This is a genomic window from Marilutibacter maris (genome assembly GCF_003233695.1).
Taxonomy (GTDB): domain Bacteria; phylum Pseudomonadota; class Gammaproteobacteria; order Xanthomonadales; family Xanthomonadaceae; genus Marilutibacter; species Marilutibacter maris.
This window is the reverse complement of the sequence record NZ_CP029843.1, coordinates 2,138,708-2,162,525: the sequence shown is the minus strand read 5'-3', so window position 1 is coordinate 2,162,525 and position 23,818 is coordinate 2,138,708. Positions and strand designations below refer to the sequence as shown.

Annotated in this window: 27 protein-coding genes; 19 read left to right on the top strand and 8 right to left on the bottom strand. The window is 69.3% G+C overall.

Annotation, left to right across the window (positions count from 1 at the left end):
• Complete coding sequence (locus C9I47_RS09570) at positions 1-636, top strand: glutathione S-transferase family protein (RefSeq protein ID WP_111266536.1); 636 nt, start codon at positions 1-3, stop codon at positions 634-636.
• A 37-nt stretch (positions 637-673) separates the two neighbouring features.
• Here C9I47_RS09570 and C9I47_RS09565 read toward each other — a convergent pair whose 3' ends face one another.
• The 3 genes from C9I47_RS09565 to C9I47_RS09555 all read right to left on the bottom strand — a co-directional run bounded on the left by C9I47_RS09565 (position 674) and on the right by C9I47_RS09555 (position 3,466).
• Positions 674-1,630, bottom strand: coding sequence for a patatin-like phospholipase family protein (locus C9I47_RS09565; RefSeq protein WP_190238460.1), 957 nt, complete (start codon positions 1,628-1,630; stop codon positions 674-676).
• Positions 1,631-1,718: 88 nt separating this feature from the next.
• Complete coding sequence (locus C9I47_RS09560) at positions 1,719-2,891, bottom strand: phospholipase A (protein ID WP_111266534.1); 1,173 nt, start codon at positions 2,889-2,891, stop codon at positions 1,719-1,721.
• Between the two features lie 89 nt (positions 2,892-2,980).
• Complete coding sequence (locus tag C9I47_RS09555; protein WP_111266533.1) at positions 2,981-3,466, bottom strand: DUF456 domain-containing protein; 486 nt, start codon at positions 3,464-3,466, stop codon at positions 2,981-2,983.
• Between the two features lie 256 nt (positions 3,467-3,722).
• Between C9I47_RS09555 and C9I47_RS09550 the strand changes: the two genes are divergently transcribed.
• On the top strand, positions 3,723-3,932 hold the full coding sequence (locus C9I47_RS09550) for a cold-shock protein (protein ID WP_036206291.1): 210 nt from the start codon (positions 3,723-3,725) through the stop codon (positions 3,930-3,932).
• 115 nt (positions 3,933-4,047) lie between these two features.
• On the opposite strand, the gene C9I47_RS09545 is transcribed toward C9I47_RS09550, so the two are convergent.
• The gene (locus tag C9I47_RS09545; protein WP_407067475.1) at positions 4,048-4,590 is read right to left on the bottom strand and encodes a glycine zipper 2TM domain-containing protein; all 543 of its coding nucleotides are present in this window, start codon (positions 4,588-4,590) and stop codon (positions 4,048-4,050) included.
• Positions 4,591-4,773: 183 nt separating this feature from the next.
• Positions 4,774-5,238: a cytochrome c gene (locus tag C9I47_RS09540; protein WP_111266532.1), complete on the bottom strand. Its 465-nt coding sequence runs from the start codon at positions 5,236-5,238 to the stop codon at positions 4,774-4,776.
• Positions 5,239-5,317: 79 nt separating this feature from the next.
• Here C9I47_RS09540 and C9I47_RS09535 point away from each other — a divergent pair, with 79 nt between their 5' ends.
• On the top strand, positions 5,318-6,148 hold the full coding sequence (locus C9I47_RS09535) for a tRNA threonylcarbamoyladenosine dehydratase (RefSeq protein ID WP_111268064.1): 831 nt from the start codon (positions 5,318-5,320) through the stop codon (positions 6,146-6,148).
• Positions 6,149-6,287: 139 nt separating this feature from the next.
• On the opposite strand, the gene C9I47_RS09530 is transcribed toward C9I47_RS09535, so the two are convergent.
• Both C9I47_RS09530 and C9I47_RS09525 read right to left on the bottom strand, forming a co-directional pair.
• Positions 6,288-7,085 carry a TatD family hydrolase gene (locus C9I47_RS09530; protein WP_111266531.1) on the bottom strand — a complete coding sequence of 266 codons (798 nt, stop codon included), beginning with the start codon at positions 7,083-7,085 and terminating at the stop codon, positions 6,288-6,290.
• 44 nt (positions 7,086-7,129) lie between these two features.
• Positions 7,130-7,381, bottom strand: a complete 252-nt coding sequence (locus tag C9I47_RS09525) for a DUF6116 family protein (RefSeq protein WP_111268063.1) — start codon at positions 7,379-7,381, stop codon at positions 7,130-7,132.
• A gap of 166 nt (positions 7,382-7,547) precedes the next feature.
• Here C9I47_RS09525 and C9I47_RS09520 point away from each other — a divergent pair, with 166 nt between their 5' ends.
• The 5 genes from C9I47_RS09520 (at position 7,548) to C9I47_RS09500 (ending at position 13,334) form a co-directional block, all read left to right on the top strand.
• Complete coding sequence (locus C9I47_RS09520) at positions 7,548-8,357, top strand: glycine zipper 2TM domain-containing protein (RefSeq protein ID WP_111266530.1); 810 nt, start codon at positions 7,548-7,550, stop codon at positions 8,355-8,357.
• A gap of 183 nt (positions 8,358-8,540) precedes the next feature.
• The gene (locus C9I47_RS09515; RefSeq protein WP_111266529.1) at positions 8,541-9,704 is read left to right on the top strand and encodes an acyl-CoA dehydrogenase family protein; all 1,164 of its coding nucleotides are present in this window, start codon (positions 8,541-8,543) and stop codon (positions 9,702-9,704) included.
• 68 nt (positions 9,705-9,772) lie between these two features.
• A complete protein-coding gene (locus C9I47_RS09510; protein WP_407067474.1) occupies positions 9,773-10,333 on the top strand; it encodes a GNAT family N-acetyltransferase in 561 nt (186 codons plus the stop codon).
• Positions 10,330-10,983 carry a glutathione S-transferase family protein gene (locus tag C9I47_RS09505; RefSeq protein ID WP_111268061.1) on the top strand — a complete coding sequence of 218 codons (654 nt, stop codon included), beginning with the start codon at positions 10,330-10,332 and terminating at the stop codon, positions 10,981-10,983. Before C9I47_RS09510 ends, C9I47_RS09505 begins: the two co-directional genes overlap by 4 nt.
• Before the next feature lie 77 nt (positions 10,984-11,060).
• The gene (locus C9I47_RS09500) at positions 11,061-13,334 is read left to right on the top strand and encodes a thiamine pyrophosphate-dependent enzyme (RefSeq protein ID WP_111266528.1); all 2,274 of its coding nucleotides are present in this window, start codon (positions 11,061-11,063) and stop codon (positions 13,332-13,334) included.
• A 54-nt stretch (positions 13,335-13,388) separates the two neighbouring features.
• Here C9I47_RS09500 and ygfZ read toward each other — a convergent pair whose 3' ends face one another.
• On the bottom strand, positions 13,389-14,288 hold the full coding sequence (gene ygfZ, locus C9I47_RS09495) for a CAF17-like 4Fe-4S cluster assembly/insertion protein YgfZ (protein ID WP_111266527.1): 900 nt from the start codon (positions 14,286-14,288) through the stop codon (positions 13,389-13,391).
• Between the two features lie 30 nt (positions 14,289-14,318).
• On the opposite strand from ygfZ, the gene C9I47_RS09490 reads away from it, so the two are divergent.
• From C9I47_RS09490 to C9I47_RS09440, 11 genes are all read left to right on the top strand, one after another.
• Positions 14,319-14,483: a DUF1674 domain-containing protein gene (locus C9I47_RS09490; protein ID WP_111266526.1), complete on the top strand. Its 165-nt coding sequence runs from the start codon at positions 14,319-14,321 to the stop codon at positions 14,481-14,483.
• A 109-nt stretch (positions 14,484-14,592) separates the two neighbouring features.
• Positions 14,593-14,988, top strand: a complete 396-nt coding sequence (gene sdhC / locus C9I47_RS09485) for a succinate dehydrogenase, cytochrome b556 subunit (RefSeq protein ID WP_111266525.1) — start codon at positions 14,593-14,595, stop codon at positions 14,986-14,988.
• Positions 14,985-15,371 carry a succinate dehydrogenase, hydrophobic membrane anchor protein gene (gene sdhD / locus C9I47_RS09480; RefSeq protein ID WP_111266524.1) on the top strand — a complete coding sequence of 129 codons (387 nt, stop codon included), beginning with the start codon at positions 14,985-14,987 and terminating at the stop codon, positions 15,369-15,371. Before sdhC ends, sdhD begins: the two co-directional genes overlap by 4 nt.
• A 6-nt stretch (positions 15,372-15,377) precedes the next feature.
• Positions 15,378-17,168 carry a succinate dehydrogenase flavoprotein subunit gene (gene sdhA / locus C9I47_RS09475; protein WP_111266523.1) on the top strand — a complete coding sequence of 597 codons (1,791 nt, stop codon included), beginning with the start codon at positions 15,378-15,380 and terminating at the stop codon, positions 17,166-17,168.
• A 16-nt stretch (positions 17,169-17,184) separates the two neighbouring features.
• A complete protein-coding gene (locus C9I47_RS09470) occupies positions 17,185-17,970 on the top strand; it encodes a succinate dehydrogenase iron-sulfur subunit (RefSeq protein ID WP_111266522.1) in 786 nt (261 codons plus the stop codon).
• Positions 17,971-18,050: 80 nt separating this feature from the next.
• Positions 18,051-18,473, top strand: coding sequence for an MAPEG family protein (locus C9I47_RS09465; RefSeq protein WP_111266521.1), 423 nt, complete (start codon positions 18,051-18,053; stop codon positions 18,471-18,473).
• Positions 18,470-18,739, top strand: coding sequence for an FAD assembly factor SdhE (locus C9I47_RS09460; protein ID WP_111266520.1), 270 nt, complete (start codon positions 18,470-18,472; stop codon positions 18,737-18,739). The genes C9I47_RS09465 and C9I47_RS09460 overlap by 4 nt, the downstream gene beginning before the upstream one ends.
• Positions 18,675-19,163 carry a hypothetical protein gene (locus tag C9I47_RS09455; RefSeq protein ID WP_190238459.1) on the top strand — a complete coding sequence of 163 codons (489 nt, stop codon included), beginning with the start codon at positions 18,675-18,677 and terminating at the stop codon, positions 19,161-19,163. Before C9I47_RS09460 ends, C9I47_RS09455 begins: the two co-directional genes overlap by 65 nt.
• Positions 19,164-19,169: 6 nt before the next feature.
• Positions 19,170-20,417 carry a lipoprotein-releasing ABC transporter permease subunit gene (locus C9I47_RS09450; RefSeq protein ID WP_111266519.1) on the top strand — a complete coding sequence of 416 codons (1,248 nt, stop codon included), beginning with the start codon at positions 19,170-19,172 and terminating at the stop codon, positions 20,415-20,417.
• A gap of 117 nt (positions 20,418-20,534) precedes the next feature.
• The gene (gene lolD, locus C9I47_RS09445; RefSeq protein WP_111266518.1) at positions 20,535-21,230 is read left to right on the top strand and encodes a lipoprotein-releasing ABC transporter ATP-binding protein LolD; all 696 of its coding nucleotides are present in this window, start codon (positions 20,535-20,537) and stop codon (positions 21,228-21,230) included.
• A 156-nt stretch (positions 21,231-21,386) separates the two neighbouring features.
• On the top strand, positions 21,387-23,660 hold the full coding sequence (locus C9I47_RS09440; protein ID WP_407067473.1) for a DNA internalization-related competence protein ComEC/Rec2: 2,274 nt from the start codon (positions 21,387-21,389) through the stop codon (positions 23,658-23,660).
• The last annotated feature ends 158 nt before the right edge of the window (positions 23,661-23,818 follow it).

The following is a 23,818-nucleotide window of genomic DNA, read 5'->3' as shown; positions in this document are numbered from 1 at the left end:
ATGGGCACGGTCCTGTACGGTTCGCCCAGCACCGCTTCGCTGGTCGTCCATTGGCTGCTGATCGAGTTGGGCATCGAGCATGAGCTGGTGATGCTCGACTTCGGCAAGCGCGAGCAGAAGTCGCCCGAGTACCTGAAGCTCAATCCGCAGGGGCGGGTGCCGACCCTGCTGATCGACGGCCAGGTCCTGACCGAGTCGACCGCGATCGCGATGCATCTGGCCGATCTGTATCCACAGGCGGGTCTGGCGCCGGCGCCGGGCAGCGCGGCGCGCGCGGCCTATTACCGCTGGATGCTGTTCGCCGCCTATACCCTGATGCCGGCCTTCCGGGCCTGGTTCTACTCCGACGAGGTGGCCGGCGAGGAACACGCCGAGGCGGTGCGGACACGGGCGCGAGCCGCGATCGAGTCGGCCTGGGAGCAGGTCGATGCGCACCTGGCCGCGAACGGGCCGTACCTGCTCGGCGAATCGATGTCGGCGGTCGACTTCGTGTTCACCATGCTGATGCGCTGGTCGCGCAACATGCCGCGTCCGGGCGACAGTTGGCCGGCGCTGTCGGCGCTGGCCGCGCGCACGAAGGCGTTGCCGTCGTTCCGCGAGGCCTACGCCCGCGAGGGCATCGAGGACTGGACCTAGATCCAGTCCTCGTCTCCGGCCGCCGTCGGCGACCGGTTCACAGCCGTGCCGTCAGCCTCTCCAGCATCTGCCGGGTCTGGGCGCGTGCGAGGTAGTGGGCGGCCATCGATTCCAGCCCGGCCAGGTTGGTCTCGCTGACGTCGTCCAGGTCGTCCAGTCCCGGCATCAGCTCGGCCTGCATCCGGAAATAGCCGTCGCCGACGATGTGGCGGGCGATGTAGTCGACCGAGTCGGTGTTGCCGTCGAACAGCACGTCGATGATCGGCACCGCCCATTCCAGCGCGCCCCATTCGCGCGCGGACTTGAGCGCGATCGGGCGGTTGCGCTCGCCGGTGCCGACCGACAGCACCAGCAGGTCGTGGACATTGTCGACGCGCCGGTCCTTGCGCATCGCCTCGGCGATCGCGCAGGCGGTCGGGTTGTTGGCGACGATGCCGCCGTCGATCAGCGAGCACTTGCGGCCCTCGACCGTCATTCCGTGGGCGGGAAAGTAGGTCGGCGCGGCGACCGAGGCGCGGCAGACTTCCCACATCGGCAGGCCGGCGTGCTCGGGCTTGAAGCTCTTGAACACCACCGGCGTGCGCGACACCGTGTCGTAGCTGGTGATCAGCAGTGGCTTCTTCGCCTCACCAAGAGTGGCGTTGCCGAAGGCCTTCTTCAACACCTTTTCCAGGCCCTTGCCGTCGTAGCGGGGCGCCGACGGGCCCTGGGTGAACAGCCGCCCCGCGCGCGACCACAGCCGCTCGGCCATGCCCGGGAAGATTTCGTGGCGTTGCCTGCGGTAGAGCTCGGCGAGATCGGCAGGACCGCGCCCTATCGCCAGTCCGCAGGCCACCAGGGCGCCGGTCGAGCTGCCGGCGAGCAGGTCGAAGCGCCTCAGCAACCCGGGCTTGCCGGCCTGCCGCAGGGCCTCCTCGACCCCTTGCAGCCACACACAGCTGACCAGGCCGCGGATGCCGCCGCCGTCGAGTGACAGGATGCGTCGCATCTTCATCGGGTGTTCTCCTTGCGCATGTCGTCGCCGGCGGCGGTCGACCATGATCGCCCGAAGGCGTCTCCGTGACTGCGACCGCGCGCCTGGCTCAGTACCACTCCAGCATCGAAACGCCCAGGCCGATATAGGTCGCGCGGTGGTTGTAGTCGATCATGCTCTCGCCGTAGCCGTCGAACACCTGCAGGTGGCCGCGCAAGGCGTTGTGGATCGGGAAGCCCCAGTCGAACTGCAACGAACCGTGCGAGCGATCGCCGCCGCGCAACGAGTGCCGGCCGGTCAGCGAGAACTGATGGCCGCCTCGGACATAGACCAGGGTCGCGTCGCCGCGGCCGACGTAATCCTCGATGTCGGCGTTGTTGTCGTCGGCCGCATCCTCGGAGACCCGCCACCACGGACGCACCACCAGCGACCAGTTGTCGCGGTCCACGCCGACCATGCCGATCACCCGGTTCCAGCTGCGCGACAGCGGGTCGGCACGTCCGTTGGACTGGTGGTTGAAGCCGATGCCGGCCATGCGTCCGTTCCAGCCGAGCAGGTGGTAGTTGTTGCGGAACACCAGCATCGCTTCGGGTTCGTAGTTGGTCTCGCGGAACGGTCGCGAGATATCGGCGTTGTAGACCTGCCAGCGCGAGCTCTGGGTATAGCCCAGCCAGAGGTCGCCGTTGTCGCCGAAGATGTTCTCCCAGGCCTTCATCTTGAAGCTGAGCTGGAACTTGGACTCCAGGTCCTGCAGGCCGAGCGGGGTGGTGACGGTGTTGTTCGGATTCGGCGAGGCCGGCATGTCGTTGACCTTGCTGGTCCAGAACACCGGCAACAGGTAGGTCGGCTTGTAGGCGCGGAAGTTGAACACGCCCAGCTTGGAGTCGCGCGCCAGCTCCCAGCGGCTGTCCAGCAGGGAGCCCTTGCCGGCATTGGCGATCGCGGTGCTCAGCGGGTCCTCGTTGGGGTACAGCTCGCCGCCGCCGCTGGTGATCGCGGGCACCGCTCCCGGAGCGACCTGTTCGCCGATCGCCAGGTTCTCCTGGATCGCGCGCGCCTCGCGCGCGGCCACGTCGGCGTCGCGCGCGGTGCCGGCCTGGTGGCGGTGGAAGGCGTCGTAGCAGGCCAGCCGGTCGGCGTCGGCATCGATGCGCAGGCAGGCTTCGGCGGTCGCCGGCTGGCTCGCCTGCTGGGCGTGGCCGGCAAGCGGGGTCAGGACGAGCAGGGTCTGCAGCAGCAGTCGCCGATCACGGCGCGGCGGCTGGGGGAGGGGCGTGGACATCGGGACTGGCATCCGTCTTGGCGTGGGCGGCGGGTGATCGCAACAGCGTAGCGGCGAGGATAGCCGGCCGCGATGACCGCTGTCGGCGGCTACAGCCACCAGGCGAGCAGGAACAGGCCCAGCATGGCGAACGCCAGGCCGAGCTTGAGCACGGTGCCGACCACGATGCCGATCCAGGTGCCCAACCCGACCCGGGTCGCCTTGCCCATGTGGCGGGTGTCGATCAACTCGCCGACCAGGGCGCCAACGAACGGTCCGACGAAGATGCCGACGAAACCGAACATGAGGCCGGCGAAGGTGCCGATCATGGCGCCGATCAGGGCAAGTCGACTGGCGCCGACGCGCTTGGCGCCCATCGCGGTGGCGGCGAAGTCGACCAGCAGCGACAGCACGGTCAGCGCTCCCAGCGCGACCAGTGGCATCCAGCCGACCTGCTGGAAATCACCGGTCCAGGCCGCCAGCAGCATGCCGACGAAGACCAGCGGCACCCCGGGCAGGGCGGGCAGCACCGTGCCGGCGATGCCGATCACGATCAGGACGCTGGCGAGGATGTAGTAGAGGAGGTTGATGTCCAAACGATCGGCTCCCGACGGGGTGTCGTGTGCGGTGGGAAACCGGCCGGTTTCCGGTCGAGCGGCCCACGGATGGGGCTCGATTGCATTTTCACATGGTGCGGGGTAAGTTGCGGACGCTGCGTTTGCCAGGGTCACCGTGAATCGTGGCCCGATGCGGTTGATCCGATGATCCGCTACATCGTTGCACCTCGCTTCCTCCTTGCAACCAGCACTTCGCGCAAGCGATGTCCAAACCAACGTTCCAAGGAGCAAGTCAATGTCGAACCGTGAAACCGGTACCGTCAAGTGGTTCAACGATGCCAAGGGCTTCGGCTTCATCAGCCGCGAGAATGGCGAGGATGTGTTCGTGCACTTCCGCGCGATCCAGACCCAGGGCTTCAAGAGCCTGAAGGAAGGCCAGCAGGTCTCCTTCACCGTCGTCCAGGGCCAGAAGGGCCTGCAGGCCGACGCCGTCGAGCCGTTGTAAGCACGCCGGGCTTCGCGTCAGCGGCAGCGACTGCCGAGGACGTGTCGGCGATACGAAAAACCCGGCCGGATGGCCGGGTTTTTTCTTTGCGCCTATTGCGTGCGTGGGCGCCGGATCAGTAGCCGTAGACGCGACCGTTGGCGACCCGCACCCGGGCGCCGGCCTGCAACCTGCCGACGCTGTCCATCGACACCACCGTGGTGCGGCCGTCGTCCATCCGCACGTGCACGTTGTAGCGGGTCTGAACCGCGTTCTGGACCGCGTTGCCGGCGACCGCACCGGCGGCCGCGCCGGCCACCGTCGCGGTGTTGCGACGGCCCTTGCTCTTGTCGTCGGCCAGTTCGCGGCCGGCGACCGCACCCACCAGTCCGCCCAGCACGGCGCCGGTCGCGTTCGGGGCGCGCTGGGTCCTGAAGGGTTCGATCCGGGTGATGACGCCGCAGTCGTAGCAGCGCTGATTGTCGTAGGACGGGGCCGGCGCGGGGTTGCCGTAGCCGTAGCCCGGGGCGGACCCGCCGTAACCGGAACTGACGCAGCCGGTCAGCGCCAGCATGCCGGCGGCGGCCACGCCGACCAGGACGGGTGTTCTGGCGGACGCCCGGCGTGTCGCGCGGGCGCTGCGGCCCGGGTCGAGCATGCTCAAGTCGTTGATGTTCATGTCGATCTCCTGGGTGGACGGGAGTGGCGGTCCGGTCCTGGGCGACAGGGCCGGGCCGGCGCGTGCCGGTTTGTGTGCCGACACGCTCACGCCCTTCACGCTAGGAGATCGCCGATGAACCTTCCACCAATCGCGGGTGCTGCGGTGGAGATCGGGGACCGGAGGTTCAGGTAACCGCGTGGCTCAGCCGCGGAAGTCCTGGTGACAGGCCTTGCATGCGCTGCCGACCTGCTTGACCACCGCCTCGACGCCGGCGCAGTTGAGCGGCGGGCTGGCCAGGGAGGTGTCGAGCGCGGCGCGCATCTTGCTGGCGCTCTGCACGAAACGCTCATCGTCGCGCAGGTCCGGGAACGCCGGTTCCAGATCGTTGGCCATCTCGCGCAGGGTCCGCAGGTGCGGCAGGGTGTCGGTGGCCGCGCAACGGTTCTGTTCCAGGCTGGTCTGCAACTGCTGGAGGTGCCATTGCTGCACGTGCATCACCGCGTCGGGCAACTGGTCGGAGAGGGTCTTGCGGGCCTCGACCGCGCGCAGCGCCATCACCGTCGCGATCACGCCCAGGACCAGACCGAGGATCAGCAGGAACAGATACCTGGATGCGTTGCTGACCGCAGGTGCCTTGGCGGCGGTGCTGGGCTGGGGGTCGTTCATGGCCTGGCCTCCTTGAGTGTGGCGGGCAAGATAGCATGCGCGACTGCGCGTCCGTGCGCGCTGTCCGTAAACTATGGCGATGCCTGAAGCCCACGACCCCGCCGTTTCCTCCCCAGTTCCGGACCCGTCGCTGATCGAGCGTTTCGCCGGCGTCGACCGGCTCTACGGCGCTGGCGCGCTGGCCCGGTTCTCGAACTGCCGGGTCGCCGTGGTCGGCATGGGCGGGGTCGGTTCGTGGGCGGTCGAGGCATTCGCCCGTACCGGCATCGGCCACCTGAGCCTGATCGATGCCGACGATCTGTGCGTGTCCAATACCAACCGCCAGCTGCCGGCGATCGACGGCCAGTACGGCCGCGCCAAGGTCGAGGCGATGGCCGAGCGCTGCCGGGCGATCAATCCGGCGATATCGGTGGATGCGATCGCCAGTTTCCTGACCGCCGGCAACATCGGCGAACTGCTGGACCGGCGCTTCGATCTGGTGCTGGATGCCTGCGACAGTTTTCGCAGCAAGGTCGAGCTGATCGCCTGGTGCCGGCGCCGCAAGCTGCCGCTGGTGGTGGTCGGTTCGGCGGGCGGCCGCACCGACGCGACCCTGGTGCGGGTACGGGACCTGTCGCGCACCGAGCACGACGCGATGCTGGCCCTGATCCGAAAGAAGCTGCGTGCGGAGTTCAATTTCCCGCGCAGCCCGTCGCGCTACTTCAGCGTGCCGGCGGTGTACTCGCTGGAGAACGTGAAGTATCCGCAGCCCGACGGCTCGGTCTGCGGCGTGCGTCCCAAGGTCGACGGCGACGCGGCATTCAAGCTCGACTGCGGTGGCGGCCTTGGTGCGGCCACCCACATCACCGGCACCTTCGCGTTCGCGGCCGTCGGCAAGGCGATCGAGCTCCTGCTCAGGAAGGCGTCTTGACGTTGCGAGCGGCGTGAGTCGGGATGGATGCCGCCGGAAAGGCCCGGTTGCCGCTTACGCAGCTCCTACGTATGGCATGTACGCACCGCCAGAGCCTCCGGTAGGAGCGATGAGGCTTTCATGGGAAGGCCCTCGCGGCTTACGCCGCTCCTACGGGGCTGCCATGGGTGTCGATGGCCGGCAGTGCGAACAGGCGCTCGGCGTTGGCGGCGGTGGCGCGGGCGAGCTCGTCCGGAGCGATGTCGCGCAGGCCGGCGATGGTGTCCAGCACCCGCGGCAGCCGCGCCGGTTCGTTGCGCTGGCCGCGGATCCCGGCGTCGGGCTGGTCCGGCGCATCGGTTTCCAGCAGCAGGCTGTCCAGCGGCACCTGCGCGGCGATCCGGCGCACCCGGTTGGCGCGCTCGTAGGTGACCGGACCGCCGAGGCCAATCAGGAAGCCCAGCGCGTACAGCCGTCGCGCCTGGTCGGCGCTGCCGGAGAAGCTGTGGACCACGCCGCGCAGCGGAGCGAAGCGGCGGATCGCCGCGATCACCGCATCGACTGCCCGCCGCGCATGCACGATCACCGGCAGCTCGAACTCGCGCGCCAGCCGCAGCTGGGCGTCGAAGTAATGCGCCTGCTGCTCCGGGTCGAGGTCGTCGACGAAGAAGTCCAGGCCGCACTCGCCGACGGCCACCGGGCGCTCGCGCTCGATCCATTCGCGCAACTGCCCGAGATGCTCGTCGCGATGCCCGGCCAGGTACATCGGGTGCAGACCGTAGGCCGGGTGCAGCCCCGGCGCCAGCCGGCAGGTTTCGCGCAGCCCCGGCCAGCCGGCGGCGGCGACCGCCGGCACGATCTGCCGCAGGACGCCGGCGGCGCGCGCCCGCGCGATCACTTCGCGCCGGTCGGCGTCGAACTCGGAGGCGTCCAGGTGGCAGTGCGAATCGATCAGCATGGCGGCAGCATGGGGGTGTCGGCGCCGGCCGGAACCGGCTTGTCTCAGTGTTGGCCGCCGCCGCCGCCCGGGGGCGCGTCGATCACCCGGTCGTCGTTCTTGTCGGTCTTGTTGCGCCCCTTCCAGTTCGCCAGCAGCAGGGTGCCCAGGCCCAGCACGATCTCGTCGATGAACGGGATCGGATCGAAGGGCCACAGTACGCTGATCGCGAACGCGACGGCGGTGATCTTGAACAGGGTCGGGTAGCGCAGGCCGCGCGCCCAGTTCATCAGTGGCAGCAGCATCGGGTTGGCCATCGGCATACTTCCGTCAACTTGGATCTGAGAACGCTATCACGCCAGCTGAACGCCGTTTGTTGCGGTTGCAGAATAGGTCACGATAATCGGCAGCCATTCAGGTTCCCGATGCTGCAATCGGGCCATCTATCGATGCGGGGCCGGTGTCCCGCTCCAGGAGGTCGTGATGAACAAGAGCATGTTGGCGGTCGCATTGGCATCCCTGCTGGTCGGCGGCATCGCCGTCGCGGCGTACCAGAGTTTCGCCGGTGGCGACCGTGGCGATGCGCCGGGCGCGCCGCTGGATGCGGCCGCATCGCTGGACGGCGCCGGCTCGGACGATGCCGCTTCGCTGGACACCGGGCGGGTCGATTTCGCCGAGGTGCTGGCGGTCGAGCCGGTGACCGAGAAGCAGAAGCTGTACGCGACCGTGACCGGCAGCGAGCCGGTCCGCGAGACCAGCACCACCAGCCAGCCGCGCGAGGTCTGCGAGGACGTGGTGGTGCAGGAGCGCCTGCCCGAGCGCGACGGCAACGTCGGCGGCACCGTGGCCGGCGCCATCATCGGCGGCGTGATCGGCAACCAGGTCGGCGGCGGCAACGGCCGCAAGGTCGCCACCGCGGCCGGCGCCGCGGCCGGCGGCTACATCGGCAACCGGATCGACCGCAACCACGAGGGCGGCAAGGTCGTCGACCGCGTCGAGCGCCAGTGCCACACCGTCACCGATACCTCGCAGAACACCCGCGTGGTCGGTTACGAGGTCGCCTATCGCGCGCCCGACGGCAGCACCGGCAGCAAGCGCATGAGCAGCAAGCCCGGCGATCGCATCCTGCTCGGCGACGAGGACGCGGTGATCGGCTACGACGTGACCTACAGCTTCGACGGCCAGGAGCGCACGGTGCGCATGGACCAGGAGCCGGGCGATCGCCTGCCGGTCATCGACGGCAAGGTCGTGACCCAGACCGCCGACGCCGCCGAACCGGTCAGCCGCGGCTGATTCCGGCGGTCCACCGCGGGCATGACGAGGGGCCGGGCGACCGGCCCCTTTTTCGTATCCGCGGCCGGCGCCGGGGCGATGGCCCGAGACGGTGGCGTATGGCCGTGGCCCATGACCATGTCGGGGTGCCACGGCTCGCGGGGCACCGATACAATGGCGGTTTCCTCATCGCTCGAGTTCACCATGGCCCTGCAACCGTACGACCTTTACGACGTCCGTTCCCTGCTGACCGAGGAGGAGCGCGCGGTGCAGGATACGGTCGCCCGCTTCACCGACGAACGGGTACTGCCGATCATCGGCGACTGCTTCGATGAAGGCCGTTTTCCGAAGGAGCTGGTCGGCGAGATCGCCGAGCTCGGCCTGCTCGGTTCCTCGCTGCCGGAGCAGTACGGTTGCGCCGGCCTCAACGCGGTCAGCTACGGCCTGATTTGTCAGGAACTGGAGCGCGGCGATTCCGGCATCCGCAGCTTCGTCAGCGTGCAGTCGTCGCTGTGCATGTACCCGATCTACGCCTACGGCAGCGAGGAGCAGCGCATGCGCTGGCTGCCGGACATGGCCGCGGGCAAGGTGATCGGCTGCTTCGGTCTGACCGAGCCGCACGGCGGTTCCGATCCGGCCAACATGAAGACCCACGCCAGGCGCGACGGCGACGACTGGGTCCTCAACGGTTCCAAGATGTGGATCACCAACGGCAACCTGGCCGATATCGCGATCGTCTGGGCGCAGACCGAGGACGGCATCCAGGGCTTCGTGGTCGAGAAGGGCATGGCCGGCTTCGCGGCCCAGGAGATCAAGCACAAGATGAGCCTGCGCGCGTCGGTGACCAGCGCGCTGTATTTCGACAATGTGCGCGTGCCGGAGGCCAACCGGCTGCCGAACGTGAAGGGGCTGAAGGGGCCGCTGGGCTGTCTGACCCAGGCCCGTTACGGCATCACCTGGGGCCCGGTCGGCGCCGCGATCGCCTGCCTGGACGAGGCGCTGAACTACTCCAAGGAGCGCATCCTGTTCGGGCGCCCGGTCGCGGCGACCCAGAGCGCGCAGCTCAAGCTGGCCGACATGTCCCGTCGCATCACCATGGCGCAGTTGCTGGTGCTGCAGCTGGGCCGTCTCAAGGACGCCGGCACGATGCAGCCGCAGCAGGTCTCGCTGGCGAAGTGGAACAACTGCCGGATGGCGATCGACATCGCCCGCGAGTGCCGCGATCTGCTCGGCGGTGCCGGCATCACCACCGAGCATGCGGCGATCCGCCATGCTTTGAACCTGGAGTCGGTGATCACCTACGAGGGCACCGAGACCGTGCACCAGCTGGTGATCGGCCGCGAGCTGACCGGCATCAGCGCGTTCTGATTCCGACTCTTTGATCGCCGCCGTCGGGGCCGCGGTGTCGCGGCCCGGCGGGGTAGGGAGGCTTCGTTGTGGGACTGGATATCGTCAACGGCCCGGTCGTCGAAACCGAGCGCCTGATCCTGCGTGTGCCGCGGATCGGGGACTTCGAGCGCTACGCACAGATGTTCGCCCATGAAAGCGCCAACCATATCGGCGGCCCGCTGCTGCGCGGCGAGGCCTGGCGCCGCTTCCTGCAGATGCCGGGGGCGTGGTTGCTGCAGGGCTTCGGCATGTTCTCGGTGGTCGAGAAGGCCAGCGGATTGTGGGTCGGCCAGGGCGGTCCCTGGCAGCCGGACGGCTGGCCCGGAACCGAGGTCGGCTATGCCTTCCATCCCGATGCGCGCGGCAAGGGCTACGCGACCGAGACCTGCGTCGCCGCGATCGACTGGGCCTTCGACAATCTCGGCTGGAGCGAGGTGATCCATTGCATCGCGCCGGCCAACAGCGCCTCGCAGGCGGTGGCGCGGCGCCTGGGCTCGACCCGGCGCGGCCCGGGGACCTTGCCGCCGCCGCTGGACGTGCATGAGGTCGACATATGGAGCCAGACCCGCGAACAGTGGCGCGCGCGTCGCGCCGGGGCGGCGCCATGATCACCGTCTACGGTTTCTCGCCCTCGGGCAATTGCCACAAAGTGCGCCTGTTGCTGGAACAGCTGGGCAAGCGCGAGGATCGCGACTACCGCTGGGTCGAGATCAACAGCGCGATCGGCGAGACCCGCAGCGCCGATTACCTGGCCCTGAATCCCGCCGGCAAGGTGCCGATGCTGGCGCTGGACGACGGCCGGGTCCTGGTCGAATCGAATGCGATCCTGCACTGGCTGGCCGAGGGCAGCGCCTATCTGCCGGAGGACCCCTGGCAGCGCGCACAGGCGCTGAGCTGGATGTTCTTCGAACAGTACAGCCACGAGCCCTGTATCGCGGTGGCCCGCTTCATCTGCGGCTGGACGCCATTGGATTCGCCGCGGCGCGCGGAGCTGCCGGCCCTGCGCGAGAAGGGGCGGGCGGCGCTGGCGGTGATGGAACGTCATCTGCAGTCGCACGAGTGGTTCAGCGGCCCCGCCTACGGCATTGCCGATATCGCTCTGTTCGCCTACACCGACGTCGCCGGTCACGGCGGCATCGAATTGACGCCGTTTCCCGCCGTCCTCGACTGGTTGCGACGGGTGCGCGCGACCCCCGGTTTCGTGCCGATGGCGGCGCCCGACGCCCGGGCCCAAGCCCTGATCGACGCGTCGCTCTGATCCTCCCGCGCGGCCGGCGCCGCGCGCCCGCCGGCGTCATCCCGCTAGAACCCCCATCCGATTCCGACCGAGTGCCCATGTTCGCCACCGTTCCCAATCCGATCCCCGCCCGCATGAAGGGGCTCAACCGCGCCGAGATCTGCGACGTCAATTTCAGCGAGTTCGTGAAAGCCTGGAACGGCCAGGCCGATGTCCGTCCGGCCGCGGAGGAGGCGGTGCTGGCGGGTAGCGCGCTGGATGCGCGCGGCTTCCGCGAGTTGCTGGAGTCGCAGCTGATCAGCCGGCATCTGGATCTGATGGCGCGCGTGCTGCGCCTGCAGAACAAGGTTTTCTACACGATCGGCTCGTCCGGACACGAGGGCAACGCGATGGTCGCGCGGCTGACCCGGCACACCGATCCGGCCTTCCTGCACTATCGCTCCGGCGGCTTCATGGCCGAGCGCTTCCGCAAGCTGCCGGGCATGGACCCGGTGATGGACTCGGCGCTGTCGTTCGCGGCCAGCAAGGACGACCCGGCCTCCGGAGGCCGCCACAAGGTCTGGGGCAGCAAGCCATTGTGGGTGCTGCCGCAGACCTCGACGATCGCCTCGCACCTGCCCAAGGCGCTGGGCACCGCGATCGCGATCGAGGCCGGCCGGCGCCTGGGGCATGCGCTGCCGATCCCCGACGACAGCATCGCGGTATGTTCCTTCGGCGACGCCTCGGCCAACCACGCGACTGCGCAGACCGCGTTCAATGCCGCTGCCTGGACCGCCTACCAGAAACTGCCGGCGCCGGTGCTGTTCGTCTGCGAGGACAACGGCATCGGCATCTCGGTGAAGACGCCGTCGGGCTGGATCGGCAACCGCTTCCGCCACATGGACGGCCTGGACTACTTCTACGCCGACGGGCTGGACCTGGCCGCGGGCTACGGCGACGTGCAACGCGCGGTCGAGCACTGCCGCACGACCCGCCGTCCAACCTTCCTGCACCTGCGCACCAATCGGATCATGGGCCACGCCGGCACCGACTTCGAGATCGAGTGGCGCTCGATCGACGAGCTGTGCCGGGTCGAGGCCGGCGACCCGCTGCTGCGCAGCGCGGCGATCGCGCTGGAGTCGGGGCTGATGTCGAAGGACGAGCTGCTGGCGCTGTACGAGTCGATCCGCGACCGCTGCTTCGCCGCCGCCGAGGAGGCCGATCGCCGGCCCAAGCTGGAGAGCCTGTCCGAGGTGGTCGCACCGCTGGCGCCGTACAGCCCGGACAAGGTCGCCGCCGAGGCCGCCCGTGCCGACTACGACGCGCGCCGCGTCGAGGCGTTCGGCGGCGAGCGCAAGCTGCCCGAGAGGCAGCCGCCGCGACACCTGGCGATCCAGATCAACAACGCCCTGCACGACATCTTCGCCAAGTACCCCGAGACCCTGCTGTTCGGCGAGGACGTGGCGCAGAAGGGCGGCGTCTACACGGTGACCAAGGGCCTGCAGAAGGCGTTCGGTCCGCGCCGGGTGTTCAACACCCTGCTGGACGAGACGATGATCCTGGGCATGGCCCAGGGTTTCGCCAACGTCGGCCTGCTGCCGATCCCGGAGATCCAGTATCTGGCGTACTTCCACAACGCCTGCGACCAGATCCGCGGCGAGGCGGCCAGCCTGCAGTTCTTCAGCAACAACCAGTACGCCAACCCGATGGTGGTGCGCATCGCCGGGCTGGGTTACCAGCGCGGTTTCGGCGGTCATTTCCACAACGACAACTCGATCACCGCGCTGCGCGACATCCCGGGTCTGGTGGTCGGCTGCCCGTCGCGTGGCGACGACGCGGCCACGATGTTGCGCACGCTGACCGCGCTGGCCCGCGTCGACGGCCGGGTCAGCGTGTTCCTGGAGCCGATCGCGCTGTACATGGCCAAGGACCTGTACGAGGCCGGCGACGGCGGCTGGCTGACCGATTATCCGCCGCCGGGCGAGGCGATGCCGCTGGGCGAGGGCAGGGTGTACGGAGAGGGTCACGACGACCTGGTGATCTTCACCTATGGCAACGGCGTGCCGATGAGCCTGCGCGCGGCGCGCGAGATCGAGCGTGCCCACGGCTGGAAGTGCCGCGTGGTCGATCTGCGCTGGCTGGTGCCGCTCAACGAAAGCTACATCCGCGAGCAGGCCGCCAGCGCCAGGCGCATCCTGATCGTCGACGAGGGCCGTCACAGCGCCGGAGTCGGCGAGGGCGTGATCACCGCGATCATCGAGGGCGGGTTCGGTGCGCGGCCGTTCAAGCGCGTGGTCGGCGTCGACACCTACACCCCGCTGGCCGGTGCCGCCTTCATGGTGATCCCGGGCGAGCAGGACATCGTCGCCGCCGCGGCCGAGCTGGCGGGCTGAACCACGACCGCCGCGATCCGCGCGACCGCCCCGGGGCCGGTCGCGCGGCGTCGCTCAGCGCGCGAGTCCGTCCAGCAGGGCGACTTCGCGGACCGGGGTCGCACCGACCCGCAGGGCCGGGCGTTCGTCGGCCAGCGGGACCACCGCCAGTGCCGACCAGCACGCACCGTCGTCGGCGGTACTGACCAGCGGACCGATCATGCGGTCGCCGCTTTGCAGTTCCTGTCCGCTTGCCAGTGGCGCGTCGGCCGCGATCGCGACCAGGCCGCGCTTGACCTTGCCGAGGAAGTGGGTGCGGGCGACGATCTCCTGGCCGGGGTAGCAGCCCTTCTTGACGCTGAAGGCGCGCAACCGCTCCAGCGACAGCTGCTGCGGCGTCCAGTGTTCGACCTGCTCGCCCAGCAGGTGCGGCAGGCCGTGGCGGAGGTCATCGCGACGCCAGCGCGCGGCCCGTGCCGGGGCCTCGTCGGCAGCGTTGCCAAGCCGCATCCGGCGCGGCTCCGACGCCGTCCCAAGGTCGAGCTCCAGGGCGCCGTTGTCGAGTGTCGCGAAGGCATTGCCACGCGCCGCTTCGGGTGCCGAGAAAGAACCTGAAACTGGTTTTTCATCAATCACTTCCATCGTGATTTTGCTGCGAAACACGAAGCGGCGCAGGGCGCCCGCCAAGGCCTCGGGATCGGCATCGGCCAGCAGCAGCCAGAGGTGCTGCGCATCGATCCGGAGCAGGGCGAACAGGGCGATGATCCGGCCCTTGGGCGTGAGCCAACCGTTCCAGTGCCACTGGCCGTCGGCCAGGGCATCGACGTCGTTCATGAACTGCGCCTGCGCGAACGCCAGCGCATCGCGTCCGCTCAGGCTGAGGATGCGGTAGTCGGGCAACGCAAACGGCTGGCCGGAGACCGGCGGGAGCGGGCCGGCGACGGCTGATGAGGGGCGTTGTGGGTTGTCAGGCATTGGGGCTGGGAATTAAGCTTCAACGCCGAGATGATAGGCGAAACGACCCACGACCCCGCTTCCGACGCGCCCGAGACCCCGGCTCCGAAGCCGGCGGACGAGGACGCCAAGGCGGTCGAGATCGGGGGGCGCGACGGTCCGGACCCCACCCGCTTCGGCGATTGGGAGAAGAACGGCCGCTGCATCGACTTCTGAGACACCCGCGCGCCGCTGCGCCTGGTTGTCCCCTGCCTGTTCATCCCGAGAGTAGCCCGACCCTTCCGCCACGCGGCTCCGCCGCCCAGCCGAGACTGTCCGTCCACCCATGGCGAACCCCCAACGTCCCTTGTCACCGCATCTGCAGGTTTACCGCTGGCAGATACAGATGGTGACCTCGATCCTGCACCGGGCCACCGGTGTGGTCCTCGCCGTCGGCAGTCTGCTGATCGCCTACGCACTCGTCGCGCTCGCCGCCGGTCCCGAGCAGTGGGCCAAGGTCGCCGCGTGCATGGCCTCGCCGCTGGGCTTCCTGGTCCTGTTCGGCTGGAGCTGGGCGTTCGCCTACCACCTGTTCAATGGCCTGCGCCATCTGGTCCAGGACGCGGGCTACGGCTACAAGGTCGCCAGCTTCGTGCGCAGCAGCTGGACCAGCGTGTTCGGCAGCCTGGCGCTGACCGCGATCATCTGGGTGGTCGCGATGACCATGCGGGGTGGCGCATGAGCAGCAATCCGCGCCTGCGCAATCCGCTCAAGACCGCCCGTGGCCTGGGTTCGGCCAAGGACGGTACCCATCACTTCATCGTCCAGCGCATCACCGCGGTCGCGCTGGTGCTGCTCGGCCTGTACGTGCTGTGCCTGCTGGTCGGCCTTGCCGGCGCCGACTACGCCAGCGTGCGCGCCACGGTCGCCAGCCCGTTCAACGCGGTCGTGCTGATCGCCTTCCTGCTGAGCATGTTCTGGCATGCCCAGCTCGGCCTGCAGGTCGTCATCGAGGACTACGTACACGGTGGTCTGGCGGTGGTCTCCCAGCTCGCTGTCCGTTTCATCTGCGTACTCGCGGCCATCGCCAGCGTGCTCGCCGTCATCCGCATCGCGCTGGGGTAATCCGACATGCCTGCCTACAAGATCCACGAACACAGCTTCGACATGGTGGTGGTCGGTGCCGGCGGCGCCGGCCTGCGCGCCACCTTCGGCCTGGCCCAGAAGGGCCTGAAGACCGCCTGCATCACCAAGGTCTTTCCGACCCGTTCGCATACCGTCGCCGCCCAGGGCGGCGTCGCCGCCGCGCTCGCCAACATGGGCGAGGACGACTGGCGCTACCACTTCTTCGATACCGTCAAGGGCTCGGACTGGCTGGGCGACCAGGACGCGATCGAGTACATGTGCAAGGAGGCCATCCCGGCCATCATCGAGCTGGAGCACTACGGTGTGCCGTTCTCGCGCACCGAGGACGGCAAGATCTACCAGCGCCCGTTCGGCGGCATGACCACCAAGTTCGGCGAGGGTCCGCCGGCGCAGCGCACCTGCGCCGCGGCCGACCGCACCGGCCACGCCATCCTGCACACCCTGTACCAGCAGTCGCTGGCGCATGACGCGCAGTTCTTCATCGAGTACTTCGCGCTCGACCTGATCATGGACGCCGACGGCGCCTGCCGCGGCGTGCTCGCGCTCGACCTGTCGACCGGCGAGCTGCACCTGTTCCGCGCCCAGGGCACGGTGCTGGCGACCGGCGGCTACGGCCGCGCCTACTTCTCGGCGACCTCGGCGCACACCTGCACCGGCGACGGCGGCGGCATGGTGCTGCGCGCCGGCCTGGCGATGCAGGACATGGAGTTCGTGCAGTTCCACCCGACCGGCATCTACGGCGCCGGCTGCCTGATCACCGAGGGCGTGCGGGGCGAGGGCGGCATCCTGCGCAACAGCAACGGCGAGCGCTTCATGGAGCGCTACGCGCCCAGCGTGAAAGACCTGGCGCCGCGCGACATGGTCAGCCGTTCGATGACCATCGAGATCCGCGAGGGACGCGGCGTCGGCGAGCACAAGGATCACATCCTGCTCGACCTGACCCACCTCGGCCCCGAGGTCATCCACGAGAAGCTGCCGGGCATCGCCGAGTCGGCGCGGATCTTCGCCGGCGTCGATGTCGAGAAGCAGCCGATCCCGGTCATTCCGACCGTCCACTACAACATGGGCGGCATCCCGACCAACTATCACGGCGAGGTCGTGCAGCTGCGCAACGGCAATCCGGACGAGGTGGTGCCGGGCCTGTACGCGATCGGCGAAGCCGCCTGCGTGTCGGTGCACGGCGCCAACCGCCTGGGCTCGAACTCGTTGCTGGATCTGGTCGTGTTCGGCCGCGCGGTCGCCAATCGCGCCGCCGAGACGGTCAAGCCCGACGGCAAGCAGGCCACGCTGGCCGGCGACGCCTGCGACCAGGCCCTGGCCCGGCTCGACAAGCTGCGCAACGCCAACGGCGACACCCCGACCGCGGTCATCCGCGACAAGATGCAGCGCACGATGCAGGCCGACGCCGCGGTGTTCCGCACCGGCGAGACCCTGTCCGACGGCGTGAAGAAGATCCGCGAGATCCACGCCTCGTTCGCCGACGTCAAGGTCAGCGACCGCTCGCTGGTGTGGAACTCGGACCTGATCGAGACCTACGAGCTGTCGAACCTGCTCGGCCAGGCCCTGGCGACGATCGTCTCGGCGGAGAACCGCACCGAGTCGCGCGGCGCGCATGCGCGCGAGGACTTCCCGGAGCGCGACGACGCCAACTGGCTCAAGCACACCCTGTGCTCGGTCGGCGACGACGGCACCACCTCGATCGACTATCGCCCGGTGCACATGTACACGTTGACCGACGACGTCGACGTGGTGCCGCCGAAGAAGCGCGTCTACTGATCCGGAGCGAGTACCCGTGGCTGAATTCACTCTTCCCAAGAACTCGCAGATCCAGAAGGGCCGCCATTTCGCGGCCACCAAGGGCGCGAAGGACGTTCGCACGTTCAAGGTCTACCGTTGGAACCCCGACGACGGCATGAATCCGCGCGTCGACACCTACGAGGTCGATCTGGCGACCTGCGGGCCGATGGTTCTCGACGCGCTGATCAAGATCAAGAACGAGATCGATCCGACCCTGACCTTCCGCCGCTCCTGCCGCGAGGGCATCTGCGGTTCGTGCGCGATGAACATCGACGGCACCAACACCCTGGCCTGCACCAAGGCGATCGGCGACTGCGAGAAGGCCGAGGTGCCGATCTACCCGCTGCCGCACATGGAGGTGGTCAAGGACCTGGTGCCGGACCTGACCCACTTCTACGCGCAGTACGCGTCGATCCGACCGTGGCTGAGGACCCAGAGCCCGGCGCCGTCCGACCGCGAGCGCCTGCAGTCCCCGGAGGATCGCAAGAAGCTCGACGGCCTGTACGAGTGCATCCTGTGCGCGTGCTGCTCGACCAGCTGCCCGAGCTACTGGTGGAACGGCGACCGCTACCTGGGGCCGGCGATCCTGCTGCAGGCCTATCGCTGGATCATCGATTCGCGCGACGAGGACACCGGCGCCCGCCTGGACGATCTGGAGGATCCGTTCAAGCTGTACCGTTGCCACACCATCATGAACTGCGCGCGGACCTGCCCGAAGGGCCTGAACCCGGCGCAGGCGATCGGCGAGATCAAGAAGCTGATGCTGGCGCGCCGGGTCTGAATCCGGCGACGCGCATGGCGGTCATGCGGACCACGAAGGGCGTGCGCGAGCGCGCCCTTCTTTTTTGACCGGGAGGAACGATGTCCGACGACACCCTGATCTGGTGGCCGGCGCTGGCGATGGCGGCGCTGACCTGCGCGGTCTGGTTCCGCATGTTCTTCATGCGCATCGGCCAGATGAGGCGCGAGCGCATCCATCCGCAGTCGGTGGCGACCTCGGCGCAGGTCGCGCAGCGCCTGACCGACAGCCGCGCCGCCGACAACTTCCGCAATCTGCTGGAGCTGCCGGTGCTGTTCTACCTGGCGTTGGCGGTCGCGGCGACGACCGGGCAGACGAGCGGCGCGGTGCTGGTGCTGGCCTGGATGTTCGTGGCCCTGCGCGTCGTCCATAGCGCGATCCAGTGCGGCTACAACAAGGTCGTGCACCGCTTCCTGGCCTACCTGGCCGGCGGACTGGTGCTGTGGACGCTGTGGGGCGTGCTGGCCTGGGGGATGCTGAAATGAGTACGAGAGGGCTGAGCGAGGCCGACCAGCGCGAACTGGCGCGACTGCGCTGGCGCTGCCGGCGCGGGATGCGCGAGCTCGATCGCTTGTTCGAGCGCTATCTGGAGCGCGAGTGGGGTGCGGCCCCGAGCCGCGAGCGGGAGGTTTTCCTAGTCCTGCTGGATACCGAGGACGATAGGCTCTGGCACTGGTTCATGGGTCATGACGCGCCTGCCGATGCCGAGCTCCAATCCCTGGTCGAACGTATCCGCCAGCTGCCGCCCTGAGCCGGCGGCGCAGGACCGCTTCGACTGGCGTCCGTCGCCGGTCCTGGTCGCGTCGGTGCTGCTGGTGGGTGTGTTGGCCGCGCTGGCCAGCCTGTGCTCGGACCTGCCGCCCCGGGCGGCGCGGGTCTTGGCCGTGTTGGCGCTGATTCATGCGGCCGGCGCGGCATGGCGCGAGTGGCGGCGGCCGCGGCTGCAGGTGGTGGTGACGGCCGCCGGCCGGGTCGATGTCGACGGCCGGCGGGTCGGGGACCTGGCGGTCGATTGGCGGGGCGCGCTGGGATTCATGAGCTGGGGTGGCGACCGCGGTCGCCGCCAGCGCCGGATCTGGCTGCCGGACACGCTGCCGGCCCCGAGGCGACGTGAACTGAGGCTGGCGCTGATGCGGGTGCGGGCGGATCTGGATCCTGAATCGGTGGCAAGATAACCCGCTATGTTGAAACCCGTTCCCGTCGCCATCGGCCTGCGCTACCTGCGCGCCAAACGCCGCAATGGCTTCATCTCCTTCATCTCGTTCGCATCGATCGCCGGCATCGCGCTGGGGGTGATGGTGCTGATCACCACCCTGGCGGTGATGAGCGGTTTCCAGCGCGAGATCCGCGACCGCCTGCTGCAGATGGTCGCCCACGCCACGATCAGCACCCATGGCGAGCCGATGCCCGACTGGCGGCATGCGGTCGATATCGCAATGGCCGACCCACGCGTCGCCGGCGCGGCGCCCTACGTGGAAAAGGAGGCGCTGCTTTCCGGCGTGCGCAACCAGCCGGCGCTGGTGCGCGGCATCGTCCCCGAGCAGGAGGCGACGACCTCGGAGCTGGCCGACAAGATGGTGATGGGCGAGCTGGACACCCTGACGCCGGGCAGCTTCAACATCGTGCTCGGCCGCGAGCTGGCCATGTGGCTCGGGGTCGGCGTCGGCGACAGCGTGATCGTGACCACGTCCAATTTCCGCAGCACGCCGATGGGCGCGGTCGCGCAGCAGAAACGCTTCACCGTCACCGGCCTGTTCGAGGCCGGCCACCAGCAGTTCGATCGCGGCCTGGCCGTGGCCCACATGGCCGACATGCAGCGGGTGCTGCGGATCGGCGACGGGGTGACCGGCGTGCGCCTGCGCCTGCACGACATGGACCAGGCCTGGAACGTCGCCGGCGATCTCGCGCTGGAGCTGAAGGGCCCCTACAGCATCAGCGACTGGGCCAGCGAGAACGCCAACATGTTCCATGCGCTGAAGATGGAAAAGACCATGGTCGGCCTGCTGCTGTCGCTGATCATCCTGATGGGCTCCTTCAACCTGGTCGCCTCCCAGGTCGGTCTGGTCACCGACAAGCAGGCCGATATCGCGATCCTGCGCACCCTGGGCCTGACCCCGGGCGGGGTGATGCGGGTGTTCATGGTGCAGGGCTCGCTGATCGGCGTGATCGGGACCGTGCTGGGCGTGGTCGGCGGGATCGCGCTGACCCTGAACCTGGAACACATCCTGCGGGTGATCGAGCGTGTGTTCGGCGTCAGCCTGCTGCCCTCGGCCGACGTCTACTACATCACCGGTCTGCCGACCGACCTGCAGGGCAGCGACGTGATGATGATCGCCGCAGTGGCGCTGACGATGGCCTTCCTGGCAACCCTGTATCCGGCCTGGCGCGCGGCGCGCACCGCCCCGGCGGAGGCGCTGCGCTATGAGTGAGTGCATGCTTCCGCGCGGTTCAGCCCAGGCGAGCTGCGCGATCCCAGGCCTGGCCGCCCGGGCAGAAGGCGCCGCAGCGCCTGCCTGCCGTTGCCGCCCGCTGCGAGGAGATCAACGATGACCGATGCCGTCATCCACTGCGACGGCCTGGCCAAGACCTATGCCGAGGGTGCGCTGCGCACCCACGTCTTCCACGACCTGCATCTGGAAGTGGCGCGCGGCGAGACCGTGGCGATCCTGGGCGCTTCCGGCGCCGGCAAGAGCACCCTGCTGCATCTGCTTGGCGGGCTGGATACGCCGAGCGGGGGCGAGGTCTACGTCGCCGGCCAGAAGATGAGCGCGCTGTCGAACGCCGAGCGCGGTCGCCTGCGCAATGCCTCGCTGGGCTTCGTCTACCAGTTCCACCATCTGCTGCCGGAGTTCACCGCGCTGGAGAACGTGATGCTGCCGGTGCTGCTGGGCGGCACCGCGAATGCTGCTGCCGAGGCGCGCGCGCGCGGTCTGCTGGAGGCGGTGGGGCTGGGGCACCGCCTCGCCCACAAGCCCGGCGAATTGTCCGGCGGCGAACGCCAGCGCGCCGCGGTCGCCCGCGCCCTGGTCAACAACCCGGCCTGCGTGCTCGGCGACGAGCCGACCGGGAACCTCGACGAGAAGACCGCCTCGACCGTGTTCGAGTTGATGCTTTCGCTCAACCGCGAGCAGGGCACCAGCCTGGTGCTGGTCACCCATGACCGCCGCCTCGCGCGGCGGCTGGACCGGGTGCTGGAACTGCACGAAGGCCGACTCAGGGAGCTTTCCGCCGCCGAGGTCTGAACCATGGAGGCAACGGCAAGGATGCCGGCAGACACACCTCTCGAAGACATTGCGGCGCCGCAGCCCCTCGTCCCGGGCGTGGGGCCCACGCCCGCGGACCGGCGGCCGCCGTCTCCACCGCACAACCCGCTGTTCGGGATCGCGACCGCATCGGCGTTGCTTGCCGGCATCGTCCTGGTGCTGTGGTTGCCGCGCCTGCCGCCCTGGCCGTTGGCGGCGTTGGCGCTGCCGATGGCGAGCCTGCTGCTGTGGCGCGGCTGGCGCTGGCCGGCGGCGCTGGTTCTCGGCGCCGGACTGGCGGCACTGCATGCCGCCCATGCATTGTCGCTGCAGCTGCCCGCGGATCTTGAGCGCGCCGATCTGACCATCGCAGGCCGCATCGTCGGCCTGCCCGAGCACGATCCACGCCGGACCCGCTTCGAGTTCCGTGTCGACGACGCCGCTGCCGAGGCGGTGAGTGGCCGATTGCTGCGCCTGTCCTGGTACGACGACGATCCAGGCGCCCGCGAGAGACTGCGGGCCGGGCAACGCTGGCGCCTGTCGGTGCGCCTGAAGGCGCCGCGCGGGCTGCGCAATCCGGGTGGCTTCGACAGCGAGAAGCAGGCCCTGGCCGGCCGCATCGCCGCGCGCGGCTATGTCCGCGAGTTGCGGCGGGCCGAGCTGCTGTCGGACGCGACCGGGCTGGACGCCTGGCGTCAGGCGATGTCGGAGCGGATCGCGGCGGCGATCCGGTCGCCGTCGTCACGCTTCGTGCGCGCGCTCGCGCTCGGCGACACCCGTGGCCTCGACGATGCCGACTGGGCGCTGCTGCGCGCCAACGGCCTGACCCACCTGATCGCGATCTCCGGCTTCCACGTCGGTCTGGTCGCCGGCTTTGCGGCGCTGTTGGCGCGCGGGCTGTGGTGGGGGTGGCCGGGACTGGCGCGCCGGATCCCGCGACCGGTGGCCGCGGCGCTGGCCGGGCTTGCCGGCGGCATCGCCTATGCCGCCGTGGCCGGATTCGCGCTGCCGACGGTGCGCACCGTGTTGATGATCGGCGCGGTCGCGGCGATGCGGGTGTCGCGGCGCCGGTTCGGACCGGCGGCCGCGCTGGCGGCCGCGGCGCTGGCGATCCTGCTGGTCGATCCGCTATCGGTGCTCAGCGCCGGTTTCTGGCTCAGTTTCGCCGGTGTCGCCTGGTTGCTCTGGTGTCTTCCCGGCTTCGAGCGCAGGCTTTTGCGCGGCTTCCTGTCCGCGCAGGCGGTGGCGACGATCGGCCTGCTGCCACTGGGCGTGGCGCTGTTCGGCCAGGCATCGCTGGCCGGCCCGGTCGCCAACCTGGTGGCGGTGCCGTGGTGGAGCCTGGTGGTGGTGCCGCTGTCGTTGCTGGGCACCGGGCTGGAGGGCCTCCATGGCGGGCTGGGGGCCTGGGCGTGGCGGCTGTCGGCCTGGTGTTTCGATCTGAGCTGGCCCTTGTTCGAGTGGTTGGGAGCGAGCCCGCTTGCGGTGCGCTGGTTGCCGGAGTCGCGCTGGTTCGCACTGCCGATGGCGCTGCTGGCGGCGTTCTGGATGTTGCTGCCGCGCGGGCTGCCGGCACGGGGGCTGGCGTTGCTGCTGTGGTTGCCGCTGCTGTTGCCGGCACGCGATCTGCCCGCCGAAGGCGAGGCCGAGTTGTGGGTGCTGGATGTCGGCCAGGGGCTGGCGGTGGTGGTGCGCACCGCCCGGCACACCCTGCTGTATGACACCGGCCCGGCCGTGCGCGACGGCTACGATGCCGGCGACCGGGTGGTGGTGCCGACATTGCGTGCGCTGGGCGTGCCGCGGCTGGAGCGGGTGGTGGTCAGCCATGCCGACAACGATCATGCCGGCGGACTGGCGGCGGTGACGCGCGACTACCCGGTTGCGGCCTTGCTGGCCCCGGCCGGGTCCGGGGTGTCGGACGCGGAGGCCTGCGTCGCCGGCAGCGGATGGCGCTGGGACGGTGTCGAGTTCGAGTTCCTGCATCCGACGCCGCACTTTCCCTACCTGCGCAACGAGGCCAGTTGCGTGCTGCGGATCGCGAGCCGCGATGGTGCCGTCCTGTTGACCGGCGATATCGGCGAGGTGATCGAGCGCGGCCTGGTCCGACGGCTGCCGGACCGCCTGCGGGCGGACGTGGTGCTGGTCGCCCACCACGGCAGCGGCGCCTCGTCCGACCCGACCTTCGTCGCCGCAACCGGCGCCCGCCATGCCATCGTTTCCAACGGCTACGGCAATCGCTTCGGCCATCCCCATGCGGGGACCGTCGATCGCTGGCGCCAGGCCGGGGCCGAGCTGCACGAGACCGGCCGTGCCGGCGCGCTGTGGGTCGGTTTCCGCGATGGAGAGGCCATCGTGCAGGGGCGCAGGGCCGCACGGGCGCGCCTGTGGGACGCCCAGGCGCGCCTGGCGGGCGCGGACGGCGCTGATTGAGCCCGGGACCGGCGGCGCGTGGGGCGCGTACGGGGCATCGGCGGTCCGTGGGCGTCGACCCGGTCACAGTGGCGGCAAGGCGTTGCCGGCGCGCAGTGACGTGAATTCTCCGGGCTGGGCTATCCTATCGGCCGGATTGAGACGGCTGCGGCCGGAGG